Here is a 24,068-nt window from a genome sequence, read left to right as displayed (position 1 = left end):
CCCCATGACCGGCACCCTCGACCCGACGTTCGCCGCGCTGCCGCACCGCACGCTCGGCGAGGTCGCCCTGGGCCGGGCCGCCGACCTCGGGGCCACCCACGCCGACTTCCGGTTCGAGCGCCTGCGCCACCAGTACCTCGCCGCCCGCGACGGCGTCCTGCAGACCGCGAGCCTCACCGAGGACCTCGGCTTCAGCGTCCGGGTCGTCCACGGCGGTGCGTGGGGCTTCGCCGCCGGTGTGGCCCTCACCGAGGACGAGGCACGTCGTCTCGCCGAGCAGGCGGTCGCCCTGGCGCAGGTCGCGGCGACCATGACCCGCTCCCCCGTCGAGCTGGCGCCCGAGCCGGTGCACGCCGACGTCGAGTGGGTCTCGCCGTACGACGTCGACCCGTTCGAGCTGCCCGACGCCGAGAAGGCCGACCTGCTGGTCGGCTGGACCCGTCGCCTGCGGGAGCACGAGGCGGTCGACCACGCGACCGCCGCGGTGCAGCTGGTGAAGGAGGTCAAGTACTACGCCGACCTCGCCGGCACCCGCACCACCCAGCAGCGGATCCGCGTCGACCCCGAGCTGACCGCGATGGGCACCGACGAGGCCACCGGCACCTTCGACTCCATGCGCTCGATCGCTCCGCCGGCCGGACGCGGGTGGGAGCACCTCACCGGCGCCACCCACGACTGGGAGCGGGAGCTGACCGAGGTGCCCGTGCTGCTCGCCGAGAAGCTGAGGGCACCCACGGTCGAGGCAGGCACCTACGACCTCGTCGTCCACCCCTCCAACCTGTGGCTGACCATCCACGAGTCGATCGGCCACGCCACCGAGCTGGACCGGGCGCTGGGCTACGAGGCCAACTACGCCGGCACGTCGTTCGCGACCCCCGACCTCGTCGGCACCCTGCAGTACGGCTCCGACGTCATGCACGTCACCGGCGACCGCACCGAGCCCCACGGCCTCGCCAGCACCGGGTGGGACGACGAGGGCGTCGAGACGACGCGGTGGGACATCGTCCGCGACGGGGTCCTCGTCGGCTACCAGCTCGACCGTCCCATGGCCGCCGCGATGCCACACCTGACGAGCGAGCCGGAGCACGGCCGCTCCAACGGCTGCGCCTACGCCGACTCCCCCGGCCACGTCCCCCTCCAGCGGATGGCCAACGTCTCCCTGCAGCCCGCCCCGGACGGCCCCTCGACCGAGGAGCTGATCTCCCGCGTCGACCGCGGCCTGTACGTCGTCGGTGACCGGTCCTGGTCCATCGACATGCAGCGCTTCAACTTCCAGTTCACCGGGCAGCGCTTCTTCCGCATCGAGGACGGCCAGCTCGCCGGCCAGGTGCGCGACGTCGCCTACCAGGCCACGACCACCGACTTCTGGGGCTCGATGGAGGCGGTCGGCGGTCCGCAGACCTGGGAGCTGGGCGGCGCCTTCAACTGCGGCAAGGCCCAGCCGGGCCAGGTCGCCGCGGTCAGCCACGGGTGCCCGACGGCGCTGTTCCGCGGCGTCCGCATCCTCGACACCACCGAGGAGGGCTGATGAGCTCCACGACGCCGACCATGACGTCGGCCACCAGGCCGCAGGACCTCGCCGAGCACGTCCTCGCCGCGTCCGCGACCACCGGGTGCGTCGTCGTCGTGAGCGACGCGCGCGGCGCCCACCTGCGCTGGGCCAACACCACCCTGACCACGAACGGCGCCTCGCACCGCCTCACCGTCACCGTCGTCGCGCTCGTGGCGTCCGACGCCGGGACGAGCGTGGGGTCCGTGACGGGCAGCGCGACGACGGCCGAGCAGGCCGAGGACGTGCTCCGCGCCGCCGAGGCCGCCGCTGCCCAGGCCGCCCCGTCCGAGGACGCGAACCCGCTGCTCGAGCCGTCCGAGGCCGGTCCCGCCGGCGACTGGGACGCGCCGCCCGCCACCACCGGTCCCGAGGTGTACGCCGACCTCGCCCCGGCGCTGGGCCGCGCCTTCTCCGCGGCCTCCGCGGGCGAGCGGGTGCTGTACGGGTTCGTGAACCACGAGGTCGAGACCACCTACCTGGCCAGCAGCAGCGGGCTCCGGATGCGCCACTCCCAACCCACCGGTCACCTCGGCTGCACCGGCAAGTCCGCCGACCTCGGCCGCAGCGCGTGGGTGGGCGTGTCGAGCCGCGACCTGACCGACGTCGACCCCGAGGCGATCGAGGCGGAGCTCGCGCAGCGCCTGGCGTGGGCGGAGCGCAGTGTCGACCTCCCCGCCGGCCGGTACGACGTCGTCCTCCCGCCGTCCGCGGTCGCCGACCTCATGGTCGACGTCTACTGGGGCGCCGGGGCCCGCGACGCGCACGAGGGCGGCAGCGTCTACAGCCGCCGCGGTGGCGGCACCCGCGTCGGCGAGCAGGTCGTCGACCCCCGCGTCTCGCTGTGGTCCGACCCGGCCGCCCCGGGCCTGGGCTCGGCGCCGTTCGTCACCGCCGCCGCGTCGAGCAACCTCAGCTCGGTCTTCGACAACGGCATGCCGCTCGGCCGCACCGACTGGATCCGCGACGGCGTCCTGACCTCGCTGCTCGGCACCCGCCACTCGTCCGCGCTCACGGGCCTCGCGACGACGCCGTACGTCGACAACCTCGTGCTCGAGGTCGACGGCGGCACCGGTGACACCGCGGACCTCGTCGCCGGCGTCGAGCGCGGCCTGCTGCTGACCTGCCTGTGGTACATCCGCGAGGTCGACCCGCAGCGGATGCTGCTGACCGGCCTGACCCGCGACGGTGTCTACCTCGTCGAGGACGGCGAGATCACCGGCGCGGTCAACAACTTCCGGTGGAACGAGAGCCCCGTCGAGCTCCTCGGACGGTTCACCCACGCCTCGGCGACCGTCCCCAGCTTCGGGCGCGAGTGGGGCGACGACTACTTCTCCCGCACCGCCACCCCGGCCCTGCGGGTGCCCGACTTCATGATGTCGAGCGTGTCGCAAGCGCGGTGACCGCCTGGCCTGCCTCAGGACAGGCGGAGGCCCTTGCCCTTCCGGCGCTTGGACGCGCGCTTCCACCGGGCGCGGGCGAGGTCGCGGGCCTCGTCGGCGGCGAGGGCCTCCCACTCGTGCCAGACGCCGTAGGTGAAGGAGCTCTCCCCCGCGGCGTCGGCGGCCGCGGCGGCCTCGAGGAGCAGGGCGCGGCTGAGCCGCGTGTCCTGCAGGGTGCCGAGGGGCTGCTGGAGGTGCTTGGCGGTCGCGGCGACCCGCTCCGCGTCCTTGCCGTACGCCGGCACGAGGGCCTCCCCGGCGTACCTCAGGCGCTTCGCGGCGGACCGCGCCCGGTGCAGGCCGTCGTCGTCGGAGGCGGCGGCGAACCGCTTCGCGACGCGCTTGCCGTCCTTGGCGAGCAGACGGGGGGCGACGTCGCGGGTGCGGCGCTTCGCCTCGGGCGCCCACGGCGGGTCGGCGACGAACCGGTCGAGGTCGGCGAGCAGGGCCAGGTGGTGCGGGGCGGCGAGCTCGGTGGCGGTGGCCGCGCGGTGCTCGCGCATCCGGTCGCGGACGACGGTACGCAGCCGGGTCCGGACGGGGCCGCGGAGCAGCTCGTCGGGGGTCTCGGCCAGCAGGGCCTCGACGCGCTCGGCGGCGACCTCGAGGTCCCGCTCGCCCCCGAGGGCGCGGGTGAGCTGCTGCAGGCCACGCTGCAGCTCGTCGGCGGCCTCGCCCTCGAAGAGCGGCGCGAACGTGCGGAGGGCCGCCCGGAGCCGGCGGGCCGCGACCCGCACTTGGTGGACGGCGTCGGGGCGGCGTCGGCGTACCTCGACCTCGTAGCGGCGCAGCTCGTCGAGCTGCTGGACGAGGCGGGCGTGGACGAGGCGGTGGACCGGTCGCTTCGTGCTGATCCTCGGAGCGTCCTCGGCGGGTGGCAGGACGTCGGCCAGGGCGCGCTCGATCTTGCGGCCCACCGAGGCGGGGACGAAACCCGCGGCGAGCAGCCGCTCCTCCAAGGCGTCGAGGACGTCCTCGTCACCGTCGACCAGCTCGACCTCGACCTCGCGCCAGGCCAGGTAGGTGGTGTCCTCCCGCATCGCGGTGGTCCGGTCGTCGGCGACCTCCGCGAGCACGGAGCCGTCGGCGGCCACCAGGTCGTGGGTGGTGCGCTCGGTGCGGATGCGGGCCACGGGGGCGAGCTCGGCGCCCGCGGTCCAGGCGGTGACCAGGTCGCGCAGCGGCTTCGGCGGGGTCGTGGCCCGGCCCAGCGGGCGCTGCACCTCGTCCCGTCCGCGGCCGACGGGGAGCTTCAGGTGCCAGCCCTCGTCGGCGCCCCCCTCGCGGCGACGCAGGGTGATGCCCGCGCGGGTCAGGCGGAGGTCGACGGTGTCGAGGTACGTCGCGTCCAGCTCGGCCGTAACGGCCGCCCCGAGCGCGGTGACCGGGCCGGTGCCGACCAGGTCGGGGAGCGTCAGCTCCTCGGTAGGCCCGGCGTCGGGGCCGGCGGTGTAGGTCCGCTCGACCTCGTGGTGGCTGCCTGATCGACGGCGGGGGCGACTCGGGGGAAGGTCGGTCACACCGTAGGTGTACCACCGGGCACGACATCGCCCGGTGCGTAGGGGGCCCGGGTGAGCACGAAGGTCCCGAGGTCGAGGTACTCCGCGCCGCCGACCCCGTGCCGCAGGACGACCTCCTCGCCGGTGAAGTAGCCGGCGACGGCCGTGACCCGGCCCTGCACGACGGCGAAGCGGTGCAGCAGGCGGCCCGCCTCGTGGGCCACCATCTCGTCGCCCGCCATCGACCAGACCTGGGTGCGGGCACCCCAGTGCCAGACCCCCAGCAGCGGCGCGAGCTGGGTCGGGACCTCGCTCGTCGGCGTCCACGGCGGCGGCAGCGACGGCTCGCACGCCTCGAGGGTGGCGAGCAGCCGCTCGGCGTCCGCGACGGGGCTGAGGCCGGTCGTGCCGTTGGCGAGCAGGACGGCGCCGGTGCGGCGGACGGGGTCGACGAACAGGGACGCGACGAAGCCCGGCATGGAGCCGCTGTGGCCGACGAGGCCGTCGGCGCCGCCGGGCGCGAGCTGGAGGCCGAGCCCGTGCCGCGAGCCGGGGCCCGCGGCGCCGTCGCCGACCTGTCCGGCGCGGGCCCGGGTGAGCGCGTCGGCCCCGAGGACGTCGGCCTGGCCGTGCAGGAGGAACCCCACCCACCGGGCGAGGTCGTCGAGGGTGCTCCAGAGCTGCCCCGCGGGCGCCATCGACCCGGTCGCGGAGTCCGGCTCCGGGAGCAGCGCCGAGGTCCACGGGTGCACGCTGAACCCGTGGGCTCGTGCGCCGGCGGGCTCGAGCGTCGTCCGCCGCATCCCGAGGGGGTCGAGGACGTCGGTGCGGACCGCCTCGGCCCAGGTGGTGCCCCGCACCCGGGCGTGGACCTCGCCGAGGACGGCGTACCCGAGGTTGGAGTAGTGGAACGTGTGCCCGGGTGGGTGCGGCCCGCGGCGGCCGTTCTCCGCGACCGCGAGCGCCGCGGCGTTGTCGGGCCGTCCGGCCCGCTCCCACCAGGCCCCGGCGGGCTCGGCGGGCAGCCCGCCGCCGTGGCCGAGCAGCTGGCGCAGCGTCGCCCCGCCGTACGGCGCCTCGGGCCAGTACGTCGACGCCGGCGCGTCGAGGTCGACGTCCCCGGCCTCCGCGAGGGCGAGCACGGCGACCGCGGTCATCGTCTTGGTGATCGACCCAATCCGGTACTGCGTGTGCCGGACCGGGCCGGGGACGTCGCCGTACCCGTCCGACCACACGGGGAAGCCGTCGCGGACCACGCACGCCACGACCGACGGCAGCCGGCCGGCGACCTGGACGCGCGCGAGGTCGGCCTGCAGCCGCCGGGCGGTGGACTCGGTGACGCTCACCCGCGGGACGCTACTCGGCGAACGCCTCCAGCGGCGGGCAGGCGCACTGGAGGTTGCGGTCGCCGTACGCCTGGTCGACGCGGGCCACGGGGGGCCAGTACTTGTCGGCGTCGATCCCGGCGGGGAACACGCCCTTCTCCCGGGAGTAGGGGCGGTCCCACTCCCCCACCAGCGCCCGCGCCGTGTGGGGGGCGTGGCGCAGCGGGGACTCCTCGACGGCCCAGTCGCCGTCGCCGACCTTGTCGATCTCGCCGCGGATCGCGATCATCGCGTCGCAGAACCGGTCGATCTCGGCGAGGTCCTCGGACTCGGTCGGCTCGACCATCAGCGTGCCCGCGACCGGGAACGACATGGTCGGGGCGTGGAAGCCGTAGTCGACGAGCCGCTTGGCGACGTCCTCGACGCTGACGCCCGTCTCCTTGGTGAGCCCGCGGAGGTCGAGGATCGCCTCGTGGGCGACCAGCCCGTTCTCCCCGGCGTACAGCACCGGGTAGTGCTCGGCCAGGCGGGCGGCGACGTAGTTGGCGCTGAGCACGGCCGCCGCGGTCGCCCGGGTCAAGCCCTCGGCGCCCATCATCCGCACGTAGGCCCACGAGATGGGCAGGATGCCCGCCGAGCCGTACGGCGCCGCGCTGATCGGGCCGACGCCGGTGCGACGCTCGGTGTCGGGGTGGTCCGGGTGGGAGGGCAGGTACGGCGCGAGGTGCTCGCGGACCGCCACGGGGCCGACGCCGGGGCCCCCGCCGCCGTGGGGGATGCAGAACGTCTTGTGCAGGTTGAGGTGCGAGACGTCGCCGCCGAACGACCCGGGCTCGGCGTACCCGAGCAGCGCGTTGAGGTTCGCGCCGTCGACGTACACCTGGCCGCCGTGGTCGTGGACGATCTCGCACAGCTCGACCACCCCGGCCTCGAACACGCCGTGCGTGGACGGGTAGGTGATCATGATCGCGGCGAGGTCGTCGGCGTGCTCGGTGCACTTCGCGCGCAGGTCGTCGAGGTCGACGCCGCCGTCGTCGCCGGACGCCACGACGACGACGCGCATCCCGGCCATCACCGCGGAGGCGGCGTTGGTGCCGTGCGCGGACGACGGGATCAGGCAGACGTCGCGGCGCTCCTCGCCGCGGGCGCGCTGCCAGCCGCGGATCGCCAGCAGCCCGGCCAGCTCGCCCTGCGAGCCGGCGTTCGGCTGGATCGACACGCGGTCGTAGCCGGTGACCGCGGCCAGCCAGCCCTCGAGGTCGGCGACGAGGCGGCGGTAGCCCTCGGCGTCCTCGGCGGGCGCGAACGGGTGGAGGTCGGTGAACCCGGGCAGCCCGATGGCCTCCATCTCGGTGGTGGCGTTGAGCTTCATCGTGCACGAGCCGAGCGGGATCATGCCGCGGTCGAGCGCGAAGTCGCGGTTGGACAGCCTCGCGAGGTAACGCAGCATCTGCGTCTCGCTGCGGTGCGTCGAGAACACCTCGTGCGTCAGGTACGGCGTGGTGCGGGCGAGGTCGGCGGGCAGCGCGGCTGCCGTTTCCGCCGAATCGGCACCGGTCGGCAGCAGGTCCACCCCGAACGCCTTGACGACGCCCTCGGCGGTGGCGTCGGTGAAGGTCTCCCCCACGCTCAGCCCGACGTGGTCGTCGTCGACGTGGCGCAGGTGGAGGCCCAGGTCGCGGGCGACGCCGACGACCTCGGCGGCGCGGCCCGGGACGCGGGCCAGGACGGTGTCGAAGAACGCGTCGTGCACGACCTCGACCTCGCCGGCCCGCAGGGAGGCGGCCAGGCGGGCGGCGTGGCCGTGGACCCGGGTCGCGATGGCGCGCAGGCCGTCGGGGCCGTGGTGGACGGCGTACATCGAGGCGACGACGGCCAGCAGCACCTGGGCGGTGCAGATGTTGGACGTCGCCTTGTCGCGGCGGATGTGCTGCTCGCGGGTCTGCAGGGCGAGGCGGTACGCCGGGCGGCCCTCGGCGTCCTTGGACACGCCGACGAGGCGGCCGGGCAGGTGACGCTCGAGGCCGGTGCGGACGGCCATGAACGCGGCGTGCGGACCCCCGCCGAACAGCGGGACACCGAAGCGCTGCGAGGAGCCGACGGCGACGTCGGCGCCGAGCTCGCCGGGCGGCGTCAGCAGCGTGGAGGCCAGCAGGTCACAGGCCACGACGGCGAGGCCGCCGCGCTCGTGGGCGGCCTCGATCGCGGGGCGCGGGTCCACCACGGCGCCGGACGCGCCGGGGTACTGCACCAGGACGCCGGAGACCCGCTCCGGGAGCGCGCCCTGCTCGGTCAGCCCCTCGGGCGACAGGTCGGCGACGAGCACCTCGAGGCCCATGGCCTCGGCGCGGGTGCGGACGACCTCGATGGTCTGCGGCAGGGCGTCCGCGTCGACGACGAAGGGGCCGGTCGCCTTGCGGTCCGCCCGGCGTACCAGCGTCATCGCCTCGGCGGCCGCGGTGGCCTCGTCGAGCAGCGACGCGTTCGCGGTCGGCAGCCCGGTGAGGTCGCCGACCATGGTCTGGAAGTTGATGAGCGCCTCGAGCCGGCCCTGGCTGATCTCGGGCTGGTACGGCGTGTACGCGGTGTACCAGGACGGGTCCTCGAGCACGTTGCGGCGGATCACCGGCGGGGTGATGGTCGCGTGGTAGCCGAGCCCGATCATCGACTCGGCGGGCGCGTTGGCGCCGGCGATCTCCCGCAGCTCGGCGGCGCACGTCGCCTCGTCGACCGCCTCGGGAAGCGACGGCGGCCGCGTGGTGCGGATGGAGGCGGGGACGGCGGCGTCCATCAGCGCGTCGAGGTCGGCGTGGCCCACGCGCTCGAGCATCGTGGCGACGGCCTCGTCGGCGAGGCCGACGTGGCGGGAGACGAAGGGTGCGGACGACGGTGCTGCAGACGGGACGGTCATGCGGCAGGGCTCCTCGGGGTGGCGACCAGGTCACCTCCCCCTCTGTCACCGCCCCGCGACCTGCGCGGGGCTGCTCCAGAGTTGCCTGGTCCGCACGGTCCGGGTGCCTGAGAGGTTCCGGGGAGGAATTGCCCCTTCGGCGCACCGCACGCCTCGCGGCGTACGACGACTCTCCCGTGCGGGATCGCCAGCGCCGCCCAGGTTACACCGGGGCGGCGCGAGGACGGGGTTCCGCGCGTGGGCGCGGGTCGGGCGGAGCGGGTCGGTCAGCCGGTGGCGCGGGCCGCGCGACGGCGGGCGAGCTCGTCGCCGGCGACCGGCTCGGCCACCTCGGCGGGCTCGTCGTCCGCGGCAGTGCGCTCGCTCGGCAGGTCCGCGAGGGTGCCCTCGATCTCGCGCCAGACGCCGCCGATCGCGATGCCGAACACGCCCTGGCCGCCCTGGAGCAGGTCGATGACCTCGTGGTCGGAGGTGCACTCGTAGACCGAGGCTCCGTCGCTCATGAGGGTGACCTGCGTCAGGTCGTCGGTGCCGCGCTCACGCAGGTGCTGGACGGCGGAGCGGATCTGCTGCAGCGAGATCCCGGCGTCCAGGAGGCGCTTGATGACCTTGAGCAGCAGGATGTCGCGGAAGGAGTAGAGCCGCTGCGACCCGGAGCCCTTGGCCCCACGGACCGTGGGCTCGACGAGGCCGGTGCGGGCCCAGTAGTCGAGCTGGCGGTAGGTGATGCCGGCGGCGTTGCACGCCGTCGGGCCGCGGTAGCCGGTGTCGCTGGGCAGCGGCGAGACGTCGTCGGTGAAGAGCAACCCCTGCTCGTCGGCGGCCTGGGCAGCCTTCTCGAGCCCGGCCTGGTCGTGCTGCCGGTCGGCCGGCTGGTCCTTGGTGCCCACGGGGGTCCTCCATCGTCCGCTCCGCTCGATGTCACTCCCGAGGACCGCGTGAGGGATCAGCGAGGGGGCTGACCACAACGGTGGAGTTTCAACGGAGACAGTTCACGGTAGGCCGGGCTCACCGGGCGGTCAACGCGGCACCCCGGCGTGTCGGTCACGAGTCTCACCTTCATGGTGAGGGTGAGGGCTGGTCGCTGGGTGCGGGCCGGTTTCCCAGGGTAGGCAGTGACCTCGGCACTCACCGTGCCGAATTTCGCACGGGAGGTGCCGACATCCCAGGGCAACCTGGGAACCCGGCACACACCCCAGCCCCCGGAGCGACCGGCCCGCTCAGGACTCGAAGTCCTCGGGGGTGACCTGGTCGAGGAACTCGCGGAACTTCTCGACCTCGTCCTCCTGCTCGGCGGGGACGGCCAGGCCGGCCTCCTCGAGCACGGAGTCGGCGCAGACGATCTTGGTGCCGGTGCGCAGCGCGAGGGCGATCGAGTCGGAGGGGCGGGCGGAGACCTCGGTGCCGCCGTCGAGCACGAGCGTGGCGTAGAAGACGCCGTCGCGCATGTCGTCGATCCGGACCTCGGTCAGCGGGCTGCCGGTGGCCTCGAGGACGTCCTTGAGGAGGTCGTGGGTCAGGGGGCGCGGTGGGACGACGCCCTGCTGGGCGAAGGCGATGGCCGTGGCCTCGACCGCTCCGATCCAGATGGGCAGGTACCGCTCGCCGCTGACCTCGCGAAGCAGCACGATCGGCTGGTTCGAGGGCATCTCGACCCGGACTCCGATGACATCGACCTCGCGCACTCCGTCACCCTACTCCCGGTCCGCGAGCGGCGGGCGGGCGTGGGCACGAGTGTCAGGAGCGGCGCAGGCCGGCGCGCACCAGGGTGGCGTGCAGCCGCACCGAGAGGGCCGCCACCTGGCCCTGGAGCTCCTCGGCGCGCTGCCGGGCGCCGGCGTCGCGGCCGGCGCGGACCGGTGCGATGACCTGCTCGACGAGCCCGATCTCGCGGTCCGCGGCGGTCCGGAACGCCCGCAGGTGACGCGGCTCGACGCCGTACGCCGCCAGGTCGCGCGCGGTGCGCGCCACCAGCAGGGCGTCGGTGTCGTAGTGGGCGGTGCCGGTCAGCGGGGCGATAAGGCCGTACTGCTCGAGCGCGGTGAGCAGGTCGTCGTCCACCTCGGCGACCTTCAGCAGCTCGCGGCGCGACAGGCGCAGCCCGTCGTTGCGGACGAAGGCGTCCGGCGACGGGAGTCCGTCGTCGCCGAGCGCGACGACCGGGACGGTGGGGGTGACGGCCTCGGGCTCGGGCGGCTCGAGGCCGCGGTCGATCGCGTCGAGCTGGTCGCCGATGACCCGGAGCGGCAGGTAGTGGTCGCGCTGCATCCGCAGGACGTAGCGCAGGCGCTCGACGTCGACGTCGGAGAACTTCCGGTAGCCGGCGGCGGTGCGCTCCGGCTTGATCAGGCCCTTGTCCTCGAGGAACCGGATCTTCGGGATGGTGACGCCCGGGAAATCGGGACGCAGCAGGTCGAGGACCTGCCCGATCGTCATCCGGGCAGCCGGTGACGCCGCCGGTGAGGGCGTGGCCGAGTGAGCCGGCATCGTGCGGGTCAGCCCTGCTGGTGGCCGGCGAAGAACACGAGGCGGTACTTGCCGATCTGCACCTCGTCGCCGTCGGTGAGCGCCAGCTCGTCGATGCGGTCGCGGTTGACGTAGGTGCCGTTGAGGCTGCCGACGTCGCTGACGGTGTAGGTCCCCGCGCCGCGCCGGAACTCCGCGTGGCGGCGCGACACCGTCACGTCGTCCAGGAAGATCTCGCTCTCGGGGTGGCGGCCGGCCGCGACCAGGTCCTGGTCGAGCAGGAACCGGCTGCCGGCGCCGGGGCCGCGCTGCACCACGAGCAGGGCGTGGCCCGGCGGCAGCGCGTCGACGGCCGCGGCGTCCACCGGGCTCAGCTGACGGTCGGAGCTCTCCTTCTCGGGGGCTCCGAACGTGATGGTCGCGGTGGCGTCCGTGGGCTCGGCGGCAGGCGAGCTGCCCGTCGAGGTGACGTCGGTCGCCAGCCTGGTGCCGCACTGGGCGCAGAACCGGGCGTCGTCCGGGTTCTGCCTTCCGCAGGCTGTGCAGAACGGCATTGGTGCATCCCTCCGGTGCTGCGTCTCGCCGGCCTCGGCCGATGGCGTGTGCTCGTGCGCCCTCACCACGATCTCCGACCGCGGTGGTTGCCGAACCTATCAGTCAGGACTCGAGGCTCGCCGAGTACGCCGTGGCGTCCATCAGCGAGGTCAGCTCTTCCGCGTCGTCGGGCCGGACCTCGAACAGCCAGCCCTGGCCGTAGGGGTCGGAGTTGACCAGCTCGGGGGTGTCGCCCAGCGCCGGGTTCGTCGCCGTCACGGTGCCGGAGACCGGCGCGTAGACGTCGCTGACCGACTTCGTCGACTCGAGCTCGCCGCAGGTGGTGCCGGCCTGCACCGTGGTGCCGGCCTCGGGGAGGTCGACGTACACGATGTCGCCGAGCTCGCCCTGCGCGAAGTCGGTGATCCCGACGCGGACCGCGCCGTCGCCGTCCGGGTCGGCGACCCACTCGTGCTCCGCCGTGTAGTGCAGGTCCGGTGGGGTCTGGCTCATGGGCGAGGAGCGTACCCACTCCCGCCGGGGACCTACTCCACCGGTTCGGCGAGGTCCGGGGCGGCGTCGGATTCGGTGACCACGGTCTCGACCTCGACGGTCTCGGGCTGCTCCACCGCGATGGTCGCGCCGTCGTCCTCGACGGAGTCCTCGGGCCCGCCGGGGAAGCTGATGGCGCCGCGCAGCGCCGAGGGCTCCCCGATGACGTCCACGACGTACGGCGCCTCCAGCAGCACCCCGTCGACGACCAGGCCCTCCTCGGTCGCCTCGAAGGCCGAGCTGACGACGAGGCGCACCTGTCCGTCGATCTCGATCGCCTCCGCGCCGGCGCTGCGGAGCTCCTGGACGAGGTCGAGCATCGAGTTGATGCTGACCGTGCCCTCGTCGGCGAGCCGGATCGTCAGGCCCGGCCCCGAGACGGGCACGAGCCCGGCCAGCACCGTGAGGTCGTCCGCCTCCTGCTGGGCCTGCTCGAGGGCCGCCCGGCGGCGCTCGGTGCGGTCGAGCAGGTCGGCGCGGGACTGCTCGAGCCGCTCGATCTCGGAGCGTGCCCGCTCGGAGGCGCCGGCCAGGCCGGACAGCGCGTCGATGAGGTCCTGCTGGCGGTAGCCCGCGTAGGTGTCGTTGTTCTCGTTGGCGTTGACCTGGGTCACCGCGCCGAAGCCGACGGCGGCGAGCAGCACGGCCACCACGACCTGGCCGCGTCCCGGTCGCCGGAACGCCTCCTTGAGGCGTTCCCGGCCGTCCCGTGGCTGCTCGTCGGGCACGGAGTCAGGCATGGGATCAGGCATGGAACAGGTGGCGGCGGATGGCCGCGACGTTGGAGAAGATCCGGATCCCGAGCACGACGATCACACCCGTCGAGAGCTGGCCGCCGACCCCGAGCCGGTCCCCGACGTACACGATCGCGGCCGCGATGACGACGTTCGAGACGAACGAGATGACGAACACCTTGTCGTCGAAGATGCCGTCGAGGAACGCGCGCAGGCCGCCGAACGCGGCGTCCAGCGCGGCGACGACGGCGATGGGCAGGTAGGGCTCGAGGCCCAGCGGGACGTCGGGCTGCAGGACCAGCCCGAGGACCACGCCGACCAGCAGGCCGAGGACGGCGATCACGAGGTGCTCCTCTCGGGCAGCTCCGGCTCGTCGACGCCGAGGTCGAGCCCCGGCGGCAGCGTCGCCGCGGGGAGCTCGAGGTCGTCGACGGTGACGAGCTCGACGTCGAAGACCAGCGCCTCGGCGAGGAGGTTGAACTCCGAGCCGGACGACGACTCCGCGAAGCGGGCGGGCATGGTCTGGGGGTCGCCGACCGCCTCCACGACGTACGGCGGGTCGAGGCTGCGGCCGTCGAGGCTGACGGCGGGCCCGGTGCTGGCCACCCGGGTCAGCGTGGCCACCCGGCGGCCGTTGATGGCGATCGCCTCGGCGCCGGCGTTCCAGAGCCCGTCGAGCACCTGGGTCATGTCGTCGGCCGGGTCGCCGTCCGGCGGGTCGTCGAAGGTGAGGCGCACGCCGGGCCCCGTGACGGCGCCGTAGCCGGTGACGGCCCGCAGCCGCGCCAGGCGGGCGTCGGAGGACTCCTGCCGGTCGGTCAGGTCGGCCAGCGTGGCGCTCTCCGCGACGTTGGCGTCGCGCAGCTCGGCGAGCCGGGCCTGGGCGTCGCCCAGGCCGTCGCGTCGCTGCTCCGCCTCGGCGACCAGCGAGGCGCGGTCGGACTCCTGCGCACCGCGGTCCCTGTCGGTCTCGACCGCGGTGACGGTGATGAGCAGGCCAAGCACGGCGACGGCGGCCAGCGCCGGGAGCCCCGCACGCCGACGTCCGGGCGGGGTGCTCGGCGTGGCGTGGCCAGGCTGGGTGGGCTGGTCGGGCTGGGTGGGCTCTGAGTGCCGGGCGTCGGCGCGGCGGCGTGCGGCGACGGCGTAGTCCTCGTCGAGGGCCTGCGCGGTGATCAGCGCCAGCAGCGGGGTGGTGACGTGGGCGGGCAGCGGCGCGGGCTGTCGCGTCGGCGATGCCGGGGTCCTGTGCGGGGCCTTGTGCGGGGGCTTGTGCGGGGCCTTGTGCGGGGTCGGCTCAGCCACGGTGCACCACCCGTCGCTCCGTCGTCGCGAGCAGCTTGCGGACCTGCCAGGCGTAGAGGACCCCGGCCCACCAGTAGAGCCCGATGCCCCAGACCGCGAAGGCCCAGCCGAAGACCAGGGCCATCGTGCCGATGACGCCCTCGTTCTCCCCGAGCAGCAGCAGCGGGAAGGCGTAGAGCAGGTTGAAGGTGGCCGCCTTGCCGAGGAAGTGCACGGGCAGCGAGGAGTAGCCGCGGGTGCGCAGCAGCGGCACCAGGCCCCACAGCAGCAGGTCCCGGAGCGGCAGCGCGATCGCCACCCACCACGGGATCACGTCGCGCAGCGCGAGGCCGATGATGACCGCGAGGATGTAGAGCCGGTCGGCGACCGGGTCGAGGATCTCCCCCACCGTCGAGTACTGCCCGAGCCGGCGGGCGAGGTAGCCGTCGAGCCAGTCGGTGACGCCCGACGCCATGAGCACCACGAGCGCCCAGCCGTCGGCCTCCGGGCCGAGCACCAGCCACAGGAACAGCGGCAGCGCGGCCAGGCGCAGCATGCTGAGCGCGTTCGGCACGGTCCACACGCGTCGCGTGCGGATCGCCTCCTCCCGACGCTGACCTGGCACGGCAGCACCCTACGGCGCACCCCGGCGCCACCGTCCGCGACGTGCGACACGCCGCCGCCGCGTCGGCACGTCTGCGCACCCCAGCACCCTCGAGTCGGCACGTCTGCGCACCCCAGCACCCTCGAGTCGGCACGTCTGCGCAGCGCAGGGCCCTCGAGGCGGCACCCACGGCGGACTCGACGCCGTCCGCGTGCGCGGATCTGCCGACTCGACGCCAGCCACCTGCGCAGATCTGCCGACTCGACCTCGTCCGCGTGCGCAGATCTGCCGACTCGGCCAGGAGGGGACACGGGACCCGGACGCTGCCCCTTGAGCACTTCTTGAGGGAAAACAACTACACCCGACCTTGCTGCGCTCTACCTTTTCGGATATGAGCACCGCGACCGTGGCCCCCAGCCGACGCAGCGTCATGGCGGGTGTCGGTGCCGGGACGGCGGTCGTCGCCGCGACCGCCGTCGCCGCCCCGGCCCAGGCCGCGAAGGCCCGCTACACCCCAGCGTCGTACACCGGCGTGAAGCTGCTGCCCGAGGCCGAGCGCCACCTCGTCTCCCGCTTCTCGTACGGCGTCACGCCCGCCCTCGCGAACCAGGTCCGCAAGGCCGGCGGCGCCCAGGCGTGGTTCGAGCGGCAGCTGACCCCGTCCGCGGTCGGCGACGGCACGGCCGCCGGGTTCGACAGCTGGTGGCCCTCGCTGTCGTACGACGCCGCGAAGCTCTGGGAGCGCAGCCAGGGCACGCTGGAGGGCGGCTGGGAGGTCATGCAGTCCTACCAGCGCTGGCTCCTCATGCGCCGCACCTACTCCCAGCGCCAGCTCTCCGAGGTGATGACGGAGTTCTGGGAGAACCACTTCAACGTCCCCGTCTTCGGCGACGGCGTCTTCACCTTCCGCAAGAGCTACGGCGACGTCATCCGCAGCAAGGCCCTCGGCAGCTTCGAGGACCTGCTCCAGTCCGTGATCGTCCACCCCGCCATGGGGATGTTCCTCGACAACGCCCGCTCCTCGAAGTCGGCGCCCAACGAGAACCTCGGCCGTGAGCTCCTCGAGCTGCACACCGTGGGTCGCGGCACCTACGACGAGGACGACGTCAAGAGCTCGGCCCGCATCCTCACCGGCTACTGGGTCGACATGTGGCGCACCTGGAACGCCTCCTACCGCCCCGAGGAGCACTGGACGGGCCGCGTCGACGTCATGGAGTTCGGCGACGACAACCGCGACCCCGACGGCCGCGGCGTCGTGCGGCGCTACCTGAGCTACCTCGCGAACCACCCCGCGACCGCGACCCGCATCGCGCGGAAGCTCGCGGTGAAGTTCGTCTCCGACTCCCCGTCCGAGGCGCTGGTCGCCCACCTCGCCGAGGTCTACCGCCGCAACGACACCGCCATCGCCCCCGTGCTGCGGGCGCTCGTCGCCACCAGCGAGTTCAAGCGCTCCGCCGGCAAGAAGGTCCGCGACCCCGGCGAGGACCTCGTCGCCACCTACCGGGTGCTGCAGATGAAGGTCGGCCGTCCCACCGCCAGCGACTCGGCGGTCAACGCGATGCTCTGGCAGGTCGCCAACCTCGGTCAGACCCCCGTCTCGTGGCCCCAGCCCGACGGCCCGCCCCTGACCGGCGAGGCCTGGAGCTCGCCGTCCCGGATCCTCGCCTCGTTCGACAACCACTACGCCCTGTCCGGCGGCTGGTGGCCCAAGAAGGACGTCACCTACCGGCCCAAGGAGAAGTGGGTCCCGAAGTTCCCCATCCGCTTCGACCTCCTCGTCGACTACCTGTCGCGCCAGCTGCTGCACCGCCCCTCGGACGCCGCCCTGCTCGAGGCCTGCTGCCTCTCGGTCGGCCTGACGCCCGGCGAGCGGATCCACCGCGATCACGGGCTCGTGAAGTGGAACATGCACCGCGTGCTGTGCACCGTCCTCGACTCCCCCGCCCACCTCACCCGCTGAGCCCCACCCGCCGGCCCCCGCCGGCCGTGCCGAACGGATCGACCATGACCGTCACCGCCTCCCCCACCACGTCCTCCTGCTGCGAGGAGTACGCCGGCCTGTCGCGGCGCGGCCTGTTCCGCGGCGCCGCCCTGCTCGGGGCCACCGCCACCTTCGGCTCGGCCGTGGTCACCACCAGCGCGAGCCCCGCCTCCGCGTACGGCGCCCCGGCGCGCGGCACGCTCGTCCTGCTGTCGCTGCGGGGTGCCGCCGACGGCCTGAACATCGTGGTCCCCCACGGCGACGAGAACTACTACAAGGCCCGCCCCCGGATCGCCGTGCCCAAGGACACCCTGCTCGAGCGCGACGACACCTTCGGGCTCCACCCCGGCCTCAAGGCGCTGCAGCCGCTGTGGAGGGCGGGCAAGCTCGCCGCGATCCACGCCACCGGCATGCCCGCGCCGAACCGCTCCCACTTCTTCGCGATGGAGGAGATCGAGGACGCGGACCCCGGGTCGTCGGCCCGCACCGGCTGGCTGAACCGGTTCCTCGGCCTCGACTCCAACACCTCGTCCCTCCAGGGCATGCACGTCGGCGGCGGGGTGCCCCCGACCTCCCTCTACGGGCCCCACCAGGTGATGTCGACCCGCGGGGCGAGCGCCGTCAAGCTCGCCGGGGACGACGAGTACGCCGTCAACGACGGTCGCCGCCGCTCCCTGCAGAAGCTGTGGGGACGGGACATGTCGCTGCTGGGCCGCAACGTCCGTTCCAGCTTCGCCGCCATCGACGCCTTCTCCCCCGTCCTCGAGGTGGCCGAGGGCCCGCGCAACGGCGCGGCGTACCCCCGCAGCGACCTCGGCACCGCCCTCGGCGAGGTCGCCCGGATCCTGCGCGGCAACGTCGGCGTCGAGGCCGTCACCGTCGACCAGGGCGACTGGGACATGCACACCGACATGGGCAACATGCAGTGGGGCCGCATGAAGGCCAACGTCACCGAGCTCGGTGACGCCATCGCCGCCTTCTTCACCGACCTCGGCCCGCTGGCCGAGGACGTCACGCTGGTGACCCTCAGCGAGTTCGGGCGGCGCGTGAAGGAGAACTCCTCCTGGGGCACCGACCACGGCTACGGCAACGTCATGTTCGTCGCCGGTGCCGGGGTCAAGGGCGGGCAGTACTACGGCCGCTGGCCCGGGCTGCAGAACGCCGACGACGCCGACCTCGTCGTCACCACCGACTACCGCAGCGTGCTGTCCGAGGTGCTGCGGCGACGGTTCGACACGACCAGCAGCGCGGTGTTCCCGGGGTTCCAGCCGGAGACGGTCGGCTTCATGCGCTGAGCGCGTACGGTCGGGCCGTGGCCGAGCCGATGCCCGCGGGCGCGCGGGGAGTCGCGGCCGCGTTCCGCGTCGTCCCGGCGCTGCAGGCGGCACGGCTCGACGAGCACCGCATCGCGCGGCTGAGGACGCGACCGCTCCCCGAGCGAGGTCCCGTGGCCGTCCTGGCGGGCCTGGTCGTCGGCAGGGTGCCTCCCGGTGTCTCCGTCACGCGGCACCGGCACGGCCCGGTCCCGCTGCGCGTCTACGACCCCGCCGGCTCCTCGAAGCGCCGGGCGCTCGTGCTGGCGCTGCACGGCGGCGGGTTCGTCCTCGGCAGCGCCCGCCAGCAGGACTGGCTGCACGGGCGTCTCGCGCAGGACCTGGACGCCGTCGTCGTCGCCCCGGACTACCGCCTCGCCCCGGAGCACCCGTTCCCCGCGGCCGTCGACGACTGCTGGACGGCGCTGCGGTGGGCCGTCGACAACGCCCACGACCTGGGCGCTGACGCCTCGCGGTTGTGCCTGGTCGGCGAGAGCGCCGGGGCCAACCTGGCGGCGGTCACCTGCCGCCGCGCCGTCGACGAGGGGGTGCCGGTGGCGCACCAGGCGTTGCTCTACCCGCCGGTCGACCTCACGGAGGGCCCGGCCGCGACGCGTTCGTACGCCGAGCACGGCGACGCCGCGATCGGCTCGGCCGCGGCGCTGCGGTGGTTCCGGGACGCCTACCTCGGGCCGGACGGCGACCCCGCCGACCCCCGCTGCTCCCCCGCGCTCGCCGACGTGGCCGGGCTGCCGCCGACCCTGGTGCTCCTGGCCGGGCACGACCCGCTGCGCGACGCCGCGGCGTCGTACGCCGACGCGCTGGCCGCCGCGGGCACCCGGGTGCTGGTCGTCGACCACCCGGGGATGCCCCACGGGTTCCTCGGCTTCCCCGGCCTCGCCCGGGACGCCCGCGCCGCGGTGCGGGCCGTCGTGGCGGACGCGGCCCGCGCGCTGGCCTGAACCGGGCTCAGGACGGCAGCTCGGGCAGCTCCAGGTCGCACTCCTCGCGGGCGTGGGCGGAAATGTTCTCGTTGGCCTCCTGGAACTCGGCCGTGTTGAGCGCCTGGAGCTCCCGGCCGACCTCCTGCACGTCCTCCTCGCTGACCCCCTCGGGCAGCTGCCCCTCCGGGCCCAGCCGGGCGAGGTCGGCGTACGTCAGGCCCGCCTCGTCGAGCACGGCCTCGCGCTCGTCGAAGTTCTCGTCGACCACCGCCCAGTCGTCGGCGACGTCGTCGGGCGCGGAGTCCGCGAGCCCCCGGGTCGCCTCGACCGACTCCTCGAGCGCCTCCGGGTCCGGGGTGGTCTCACCGTCGCCGGCGAGCTCGTTGCCCTGCTCCTGCGCGGACTGGAGGTCCTCGCAGTAGCTCTCGGTGTCGTTGCCGCCGATCGCGCCGCAGCCCGACAGGAGGGTGCAGGCCAGCAGGACCCCCACGATCGAGGGGGCGACCGACCGGGCGATCGGTGTGGCCGGGTGGGTGGTGCGTCGCATCTCGTCCTCTCCTCGGCTGCTCGGGTCCAGCATCGCGCATCGGGCCCCTGGGCGGGCTCGGAGGCTCAGAGGTGGTCGGGCACCACGATCGCGTCGGGGTCCTGGCGGACGGGCATGGCCGCGACCGCGGTCCGTCCCAGGCGTACGACGACCGCGACCGCCCCGCGCCTCTTGCGCTCGCTGAGCGCGTCCCAGGAGCCGGGGGACCTGGCGTCGGCGGCGGAGCGCTGCGCCTCGGCGGCAGCGTCCTCCCACTCCTCGGTGGTGAACTCCGGGGTCGCCCCGACGGTGGGGCGGTCGGGCAGGCCCACCAGCAGCGGCAGCACGAGCTCGCCGGCGGCGGCGAGCTTCTCGTAGCGCCCCATCGGGGTGAGTCGCTCCCACCGCTCCTCGACGGAGCCGCGCCCGAAGGGCTTGGTCGCGACCATCAGCTGCTGGGCGACCGCCTTGACCCCGACGGTCATCTCCCTCTCCGTGAACCGCATGCGGCCATTGTCCCGCCTGCTGCCGCCGTCGCCACCGCGGCACTACGGTGACGCGGGTGAGCCGCCCCGTCATCCTCGAGGTCGCCCTCAACGGCGCGACGCCCCGCTCGGTGAACCCCCACGTCCCGCGGACGCCGGCCGAGGTCACCGCGGCCACGCTGGAGGCGATCGACGGCGGCGCCGCGATCGTGCACCACCACACCGACGACACGATGTTCACCGAGACCGGCGTCCACGACGTGGCGCCGTACGTCGAGGCGTGGACGCCGGTCGTCGAGCGCCATCCCGACGCGCTGCTCTACCCGACGATGGCCGCCGGCGCGCGGGGCATCGCCGTCGAGGACCGGTGGGCGCACGTCGAGGAGCTCGCTCGCCGGGGCCTCGGCGGGCTGACCCTGGTCGACCCGGGGTCGGTCAACGTCGGCCTCACCGAGGACGGCGAGGTGCCGGACGCGGCGGCGCCGGGTCCCTACCAGAACTCGTACGCCGACCTCGCCCACATGTTCGCCCGGACCGCCGCGCTCGGGGCGTCCCCGAGCATCTCGATCTTCGAGCCGGGCTTCCTGCGCACGACGCTGGCCTGGCACCGCGCGGGACGGGTCGCGCCCGGCGCGATCGTGAAGCTGTACTTCGGCGGCGACCTCGCGTTCGGCCTGCCTCCCACCCGCACGGGCCTCGACGCCTACCTGGAGCTGCTGGAGCCCTCCGGGCTCCCGTGGTCGGTGGCCGTGCTCGGCGGCGACGTCGTGGCCTCCGGCCTCGCGGCGTACGCGCTGGAGCGGGGCGGCCACCTGCGGGTCGGGCTGGAGGACCACGCCGGCGACCGCACCCCGTCGAACGCCGAGCTGCTCGCGGAGGCGGTCGCGCTGGTGGAGTCGGTCGGCGACCACCCCGCCTCGCTCACCGAGGCGCGGACGCTCCTCGGCATCGGTGGAGCGCGGACGGCAGGATGAGCCCATGACCGCCTACTGGATCGCCATGTACCGCGACGTGACCGACCCCGACAAGGTCGCGGCGTACGCCGAGCTCGCCGGGCCCGCCCTCAAGGCCGCCGGCGGCCGGTTCGTCGTCCGCGGCACCCCCGAGCAAGTCTACGAGGCCGGCCAGGAGCTCCGCACCGTCGTCATCGAGTTCGACTCCGTGGAGGCCGCCGTCGCCGCCCACGACTCCCCCGAGTACGCCGCCGCCCTGGACGCCCTGGACGGCGGCGCCGTCCGCGACATGCGCATCGTTCCCGCCGCGGAGTAGCTCCCCGCGTCCCGAGGCTCGGCGCCGGCGCGCCTCACACCTCGACCACCGTTCGGCCCGCACCTCGATCACCGGTCGACCCCGGAGATCGAGGTGCGAGGCCGGCCACGGCCGAGCCACGAGATCCCGGCAGCGGTCGCCCCGGCTCCGGGCGGGTCTCGTGGCTCGTCGCCAGGGCTCCTCGCACCTCGACCTCCGGCAGTCGCCACGACCCTCACCGGGTCTCGAGGCTCGGCGCCGGCGCGCCTCACATCTCGACCACCGCTCGGCCGCGGAGTAGCTCCCCGCGTCCCGATGACCGATCGGTGTCGCTCAGCGACACCGATCGGTCACCTCAGGTCCCGCAGTACGTCGTGTACGCCCCGAACCCGTCGGGGGCGGGCTGTCGGTAGACCTCGTCGACCCCCGCGGGGTCGTACGGCTGCGTGATGGCCGCGAGCAGCGCGTGCACCGGGGCCAGGTCGCCGGCGGTCGCCGACTCCAGCGCCGACTCGACGAGGTGGTTGCGGGGCACGTGGACCGGGTTGACGCGGTCCATCGCGTCGGCGTCGGGGCCGAGGGCGCGCCAGCGCTCCAGCCACGCGTCGAACCCTTCGAGGTCCAGCAGCCGGTCGCGGGCGGGGGCCGCGTCGCCGCGGGCGGCGGCGGACAGGTCGCGCCAGAAGCCGGTGTGGTCGACCGGCGTGCCGCGCATGAGCTCCGCGAGCTGCTCGGCCAGCGGGCCGACGACCTCGTCGGAGGCGTCCGCGCCGAGGCCCAGCTTGCGCCGGACCTGCTCGGTCCACGCGGCGGCGTACGTCGTTGCATAGCCCTCGAGCGACGCGGTGGCGATCTCGACCGCCTCCTGCTGGTCGTCGGCGACCAGCGGCAGCAGGGCCTCCGCGAACCGCGCCAGGTTCCAGGCGGTGACGCCGGGCTGGTTTCCCCAGGCGTAGCGGCCGCCGGAGTCGATCGAGCTGAAGACCGTCGCCGGGTCCGCGGCGTCCACGAACGCGCAGGGGCCGTAGTCGATCGTCTCGCCCGAGATCGTCACGTTGTCGGTGTTCAGCACGCCGTGGACGAACCCGACGCCCATCCACTGCGCGACGAGCCGTGCCTGGGCGTCGCGGACGGCCTCGAACAGCGCGAGGTACGGCGACGCGGCGTCGGCGGCGTCCGGGTGGTGCCGCGCGATCGCGAGGTCCGCGAGCCGCGTCAGCAGCCCGACGTCGTCCATGGCCCGCGTGAGCTGGAAGGTGCCGACCCGCAGGTGGCTGCTCGCCACCCGGGCGAGCACCGCCCCGGGGAACCACCCGCCGTCGCGGGCGACGTCCCGGCCGGTGGTCACGACTGCCAGCGCACGGGTCGTCGGGATCCCCAGCGCGTGCATGGCCTCGCTGACGACGTACTCGCGCAGCATCGGCGCCAGGACCGCCAGGCCGTCGCCGCCGCGGGCGAACGGCGTCCGGCCGGAACCCTTGAGGTGCAGGTCGTGCAGGCCGCCGGCAGGGTCGCGGAGCTCGCCCAGCAGCAGCGCGCGGCCGTCACCCAGCAGCGGGGAGTACCCGCCGAACTGGTGGCCGGCGTACGCCATGGCCACCGGGGTGGCGCCCTCGGGCACCTGCGCGCCGACGAGGAACGCGACCCCGTCGGGGCTGCGCAGCCAGTCGCCGTCGAGCCCCAGCTCGGCGGCGAGGGGCTCGTTGAGCAGCACCAGCGAGGGGTCCGGGGCCGCCGCGGCCTGCCAGGGCTTCACCAGCTCCGGCAGGGCGTCGGCGTAGGCGTGGCCCAGGTCGGGGGTGACGAGCGAGGCGGTCCCCATCAGCCGTGCGCCTCGACGGCGACGGGCTGCCAGGCGTTCCAGGTCGCCAGGCGGGACTCGTAGTCCTTCGTGGCGATGTCGAGCGGCACCTTCCCGAAGAACACGCGCAGCGGCGGCTCCTCGGCGTCGACGACCTTGAGGATCGCGGCGCGGGTGGCCGTCGGGTCGCCCGGGTCGTTGGCGGTCGGGCGCTTCGAGGCGGCCTCGCGCACGTCGGCGTACGCCGCGATCTCCTCGCTGCGCGTCGCGGACGGCCCCGACCAGTCGGTGGAGAAGCCGCCGGGCTCGATGAGCGTCACGTGGATGCCGAAGCCGGCGACCTCCTGGGCCAGCGACTGCGACAGACCCTCGAGGGCCCACTTCGAGGCGTGGTAGGCGCCGACGGTGGGGAACGCGCTGATCCCGCCGATGCTCGAGACCTGGATGATGTGGCCGGACCCCTGCGCGCGCAGGATCGGCAGCGCCGCCTGGGTCACCCAGGTCGCGCCGAACAGGTTGGTCTCCAGCTGGGCGCGGAGCTCGTCCTCGGTGACCTCCTCGACCATGCCGAAGTGGCCGTAGCCCGCGTTGTTCACCACGACGTCGAGGCGGCCGAAGTGCTCGGCGGCCCGCTGCACCGCGGCGTGGTCGGCGGCGCGGTCGGTGACGTCCAGCTGGAGCGGGAGGACGGCGTCGCCGTACGTCTCGACCAGGGCGTCCAGCGTCTCCGGCTTCCGGGCGGTCGCCGCGACGCGGTCGCCGCGCTCGAGCGCGGCCTCCGTCCACTCGCGGCCGAAGCCTTTGGACGCACCGGTGACGAACCAGACCTTGCTCATGCGGACCACTCCTCTGCGATCGGATGTCTGTGGT

Annotated in this window: 23 protein-coding genes and 1 riboswitch; of the genes, 7 read left to right on the top strand and 16 right to left on the bottom strand. The window is 74.2% G+C overall.

All coding sequences use genetic code 11. The features are described 5' to 3' along the window. The first annotated feature begins 4 nt into the window (after positions 1-4). On the top strand, positions 5-1,528 hold the full coding sequence (locus Q0858_RS12335; protein ID WP_299054721.1) for a TldD/PmbA family protein: 1,524 nt from the start codon (positions 5-7) through the stop codon (positions 1,526-1,528). Beyond that, complete coding sequence (locus Q0858_RS12330; protein WP_299054719.1) at positions 1,528-2,952, top strand: TldD/PmbA family protein; 1,425 nt, start codon at positions 1,528-1,530, stop codon at positions 2,950-2,952. The genes Q0858_RS12335 and Q0858_RS12330 overlap by 1 nt, the downstream gene beginning before the upstream one ends. A gap of 14 nt (positions 2,953-2,966) precedes the next feature. Here the strand turns inward: Q0858_RS12330 and Q0858_RS12325 are convergent, their stop codons facing one another. The 12 genes from Q0858_RS12325 to Q0858_RS12270 all read right to left on the bottom strand — a co-directional run bounded on the left by Q0858_RS12325 (position 2,967) and on the right by Q0858_RS12270 (position 14,921). Further along, complete coding sequence (locus Q0858_RS12325; RefSeq protein WP_299054716.1) at positions 2,967-4,511, bottom strand: CYTH and CHAD domain-containing protein; 1,545 nt, start codon at positions 4,509-4,511, stop codon at positions 2,967-2,969. Continuing rightward, a complete protein-coding gene (locus Q0858_RS12320) occupies positions 4,508-5,836 on the bottom strand; it encodes a serine hydrolase domain-containing protein (protein ID WP_299054714.1) in 1,329 nt (442 codons plus the stop codon). The genes Q0858_RS12325 and Q0858_RS12320 overlap by 4 nt, the downstream gene beginning before the upstream one ends. A 10-nt stretch (positions 5,837-5,846) precedes the next feature. Continuing rightward, positions 5,847-8,726, bottom strand: a complete 2,880-nt coding sequence (gcvP, locus tag Q0858_RS12315; RefSeq protein WP_299054711.1) for an aminomethyl-transferring glycine dehydrogenase — start codon at positions 8,724-8,726, stop codon at positions 5,847-5,849. A gap of 85 nt (positions 8,727-8,811) precedes the next feature. Next, positions 8,812-8,913, bottom strand: a riboswitch (glycine riboswitch). Between the two features lie 79 nt (positions 8,914-8,992). After that, a complete protein-coding gene (locus Q0858_RS12310) occupies positions 8,993-9,616 on the bottom strand; it encodes a MerR family transcriptional regulator (protein ID WP_299054709.1) in 624 nt (207 codons plus the stop codon). 330 nt (positions 9,617-9,946) lie between these two features. Further along, complete coding sequence (locus Q0858_RS12305; protein ID WP_240236247.1) at positions 9,947-10,411, bottom strand: bifunctional nuclease family protein; 465 nt, start codon at positions 10,409-10,411, stop codon at positions 9,947-9,949. Between the two features lie 52 nt (positions 10,412-10,463). Then, positions 10,464-11,162, bottom strand: coding sequence for a MerR family transcriptional regulator (locus Q0858_RS12300; protein WP_299054700.1), 699 nt, complete (start codon positions 11,160-11,162; stop codon positions 10,464-10,466). 59 nt (positions 11,163-11,221) lie between these two features. After that, positions 11,222-11,746: an FHA domain-containing protein gene (locus tag Q0858_RS12295; RefSeq protein WP_299054697.1), complete on the bottom strand. Its 525-nt coding sequence runs from the start codon at positions 11,744-11,746 to the stop codon at positions 11,222-11,224. 103 nt (positions 11,747-11,849) lie between these two features. Then, on the bottom strand, positions 11,850-12,239 hold the full coding sequence (gcvH, locus tag Q0858_RS12290) for a glycine cleavage system protein GcvH (protein ID WP_299054694.1): 390 nt from the start codon (positions 12,237-12,239) through the stop codon (positions 11,850-11,852). Between the two features lie 32 nt (positions 12,240-12,271). Then, the gene (locus Q0858_RS12285; protein ID WP_299054691.1) at positions 12,272-13,018 is read right to left on the bottom strand and encodes a DUF881 domain-containing protein; all 747 of its coding nucleotides are present in this window, start codon (positions 13,016-13,018) and stop codon (positions 12,272-12,274) included. Between the two features lie 4 nt (positions 13,019-13,022). Next, the gene (locus tag Q0858_RS12280) at positions 13,023-13,355 is read right to left on the bottom strand and encodes a small basic family protein (RefSeq protein ID WP_299054690.1); all 333 of its coding nucleotides are present in this window, start codon (positions 13,353-13,355) and stop codon (positions 13,023-13,025) included. After that, positions 13,352-14,317, bottom strand: coding sequence for a DUF881 domain-containing protein (locus Q0858_RS12275; RefSeq protein ID WP_299054688.1), 966 nt, complete (start codon positions 14,315-14,317; stop codon positions 13,352-13,354). Before Q0858_RS12275 ends, Q0858_RS12280 begins: the two co-directional genes overlap by 4 nt. Next, on the bottom strand, positions 14,310-14,921 hold the full coding sequence (locus tag Q0858_RS12270) for a CDP-alcohol phosphatidyltransferase family protein (RefSeq protein ID WP_299054685.1): 612 nt from the start codon (positions 14,919-14,921) through the stop codon (positions 14,310-14,312). Before Q0858_RS12270 ends, Q0858_RS12275 begins: the two co-directional genes overlap by 8 nt. Positions 14,922-15,291: 370 nt before the next feature. Between Q0858_RS12270 and Q0858_RS12265 the strand changes: the two genes are divergently transcribed. From Q0858_RS12265 to Q0858_RS12255, 3 genes are read left to right on the top strand one after another with little or no spacing between them, the layout of a single operon-like run. After that, positions 15,292-16,860 (top strand): DUF1800 domain-containing protein, encoded by a 1,569-nt coding sequence (locus tag Q0858_RS12265; RefSeq protein ID WP_299054682.1) that lies wholly within the window; start codon positions 15,292-15,294, stop codon positions 16,858-16,860. 44 nt (positions 16,861-16,904) lie between these two features. Continuing rightward, a complete protein-coding gene (locus Q0858_RS12260) occupies positions 16,905-18,176 on the top strand; it encodes a DUF1501 domain-containing protein (protein ID WP_299054680.1) in 1,272 nt (423 codons plus the stop codon). Between the two features lie 17 nt (positions 18,177-18,193). After that, a complete protein-coding gene (locus tag Q0858_RS12255) occupies positions 18,194-19,156 on the top strand; it encodes an alpha/beta hydrolase (RefSeq protein ID WP_299054677.1) in 963 nt (320 codons plus the stop codon). Positions 19,157-19,163: 7 nt separating this feature from the next. On the opposite strand, the gene Q0858_RS12250 is transcribed toward Q0858_RS12255, so the two are convergent. Continuing rightward, positions 19,164-19,685: a hypothetical protein gene (locus tag Q0858_RS12250; protein WP_299054674.1), complete on the bottom strand. Its 522-nt coding sequence runs from the start codon at positions 19,683-19,685 to the stop codon at positions 19,164-19,166. A 65-nt stretch (positions 19,686-19,750) separates the two neighbouring features. Next, entirely contained in the window at positions 19,751-20,170 is a 420-nt protein-coding gene (locus tag Q0858_RS12245; RefSeq protein ID WP_299054672.1) for a hypothetical protein, read from the bottom strand. Between the two features lie 56 nt (positions 20,171-20,226). Between Q0858_RS12245 and Q0858_RS12240 the strand changes: the two genes are divergently transcribed. Together Q0858_RS12240 and Q0858_RS12235 are read left to right on the top strand one after the other, a co-directional pair. Further along, a complete protein-coding gene (locus Q0858_RS12240; RefSeq protein ID WP_299054670.1) occupies positions 20,227-21,123 on the top strand; it encodes a 3-keto-5-aminohexanoate cleavage protein in 897 nt (298 codons plus the stop codon). Between the two features lie 4 nt (positions 21,124-21,127). Then, a complete protein-coding gene (locus Q0858_RS12235; protein ID WP_299054668.1) occupies positions 21,128-21,418 on the top strand; it encodes a DUF1330 domain-containing protein in 291 nt (96 codons plus the stop codon). Between the two features lie 334 nt (positions 21,419-21,752). Here Q0858_RS12235 and Q0858_RS12230 read toward each other — a convergent pair whose 3' ends face one another. Both Q0858_RS12230 and Q0858_RS12225 read right to left on the bottom strand, forming a co-directional pair. After that, a complete protein-coding gene (locus Q0858_RS12230) occupies positions 21,753-23,219 on the bottom strand; it encodes a protein adenylyltransferase SelO family protein (protein ID WP_299054666.1) in 1,467 nt (488 codons plus the stop codon). Next, positions 23,219-24,034 (bottom strand): SDR family oxidoreductase, encoded by an 816-nt coding sequence (locus tag Q0858_RS12225; protein WP_299054664.1) that lies wholly within the window; start codon positions 24,032-24,034, stop codon positions 23,219-23,221. Before Q0858_RS12225 ends, Q0858_RS12230 begins: the two co-directional genes overlap by 1 nt. Positions 24,035-24,068 lie beyond the last annotated feature (34 nt).

Source organism: uncultured Nocardioides sp. (genome assembly GCF_947489365.1).
Lineage (GTDB): Bacteria > Actinomycetota > Actinomycetes > Propionibacteriales > Nocardioidaceae > Nocardioides.
This window is presented reverse-complemented; position numbering and strand designations above follow the sequence as displayed.

Bases quoted from the DNA above. Each gene is read 5' to 3' on its own strand.
- gcvP (WP_299054711.1), bottom strand. From the start codon at position 8,726: ATGACCGTCCCGTCTGCAGCACCGTCGTCCGCACCCTTCGTCTCCCGC.
- Q0858_RS12285 (WP_299054691.1), bottom strand. From the start codon at position 13,018: ATGCCTGACTCCGTGCCCGACGAGCAGCCACGGGACGGCCGGGAACGC.
- Q0858_RS12330 (WP_299054719.1), top strand. From the start codon at position 1,528: ATGAGCTCCACGACGCCGACCATGACGTCGGCCACCAGGCCGCAGGAC.
- Q0858_RS12265 (WP_299054682.1), top strand. From the start codon at position 15,292: ATGAGCACCGCGACCGTGGCCCCCAGCCGACGCAGCGTCATGGCGGGT.
- Q0858_RS12260 (WP_299054680.1), top strand. From the start codon at position 16,905: ATGACCGTCACCGCCTCCCCCACCACGTCCTCCTGCTGCGAGGAGTAC.
- Q0858_RS12250 (WP_299054674.1), bottom strand. From the start codon at position 19,685: ATGCGACGCACCACCCACCCGGCCACACCGATCGCCCGGTCGGTCGCC.
- Q0858_RS12335 (WP_299054721.1), top strand. From the start codon at position 5: ATGACCGGCACCCTCGACCCGACGTTCGCCGCGCTGCCGCACCGCACG.
- Q0858_RS12295 (WP_299054697.1), bottom strand. From the start codon at position 11,746: ATGCCGTTCTGCACAGCCTGCGGAAGGCAGAACCCGGACGACGCCCGG.
- gcvH (WP_299054694.1), bottom strand. From the start codon at position 12,239: ATGAGCCAGACCCCACCGGACCTGCACTACACGGCGGAGCACGAGTGG.
- Q0858_RS12225 (WP_299054664.1), bottom strand. From the start codon at position 24,034: ATGAGCAAGGTCTGGTTCGTCACCGGTGCGTCCAAAGGCTTCGGCCGC.
- Q0858_RS12230 (WP_299054666.1), bottom strand. From the start codon at position 23,219: ATGGGGACCGCCTCGCTCGTCACCCCCGACCTGGGCCACGCCTACGCC.
- Q0858_RS12245 (WP_299054672.1), bottom strand. From the start codon at position 20,170: ATGCGGTTCACGGAGAGGGAGATGACCGTCGGGGTCAAGGCGGTCGCC.
- Q0858_RS12235 (WP_299054668.1), top strand. From the start codon at position 21,128: ATGACCGCCTACTGGATCGCCATGTACCGCGACGTGACCGACCCCGAC.
- Q0858_RS12300 (WP_299054700.1), bottom strand. From the start codon at position 11,162: ATGACGATCGGGCAGGTCCTCGACCTGCTGCGTCCCGATTTCCCGGGC.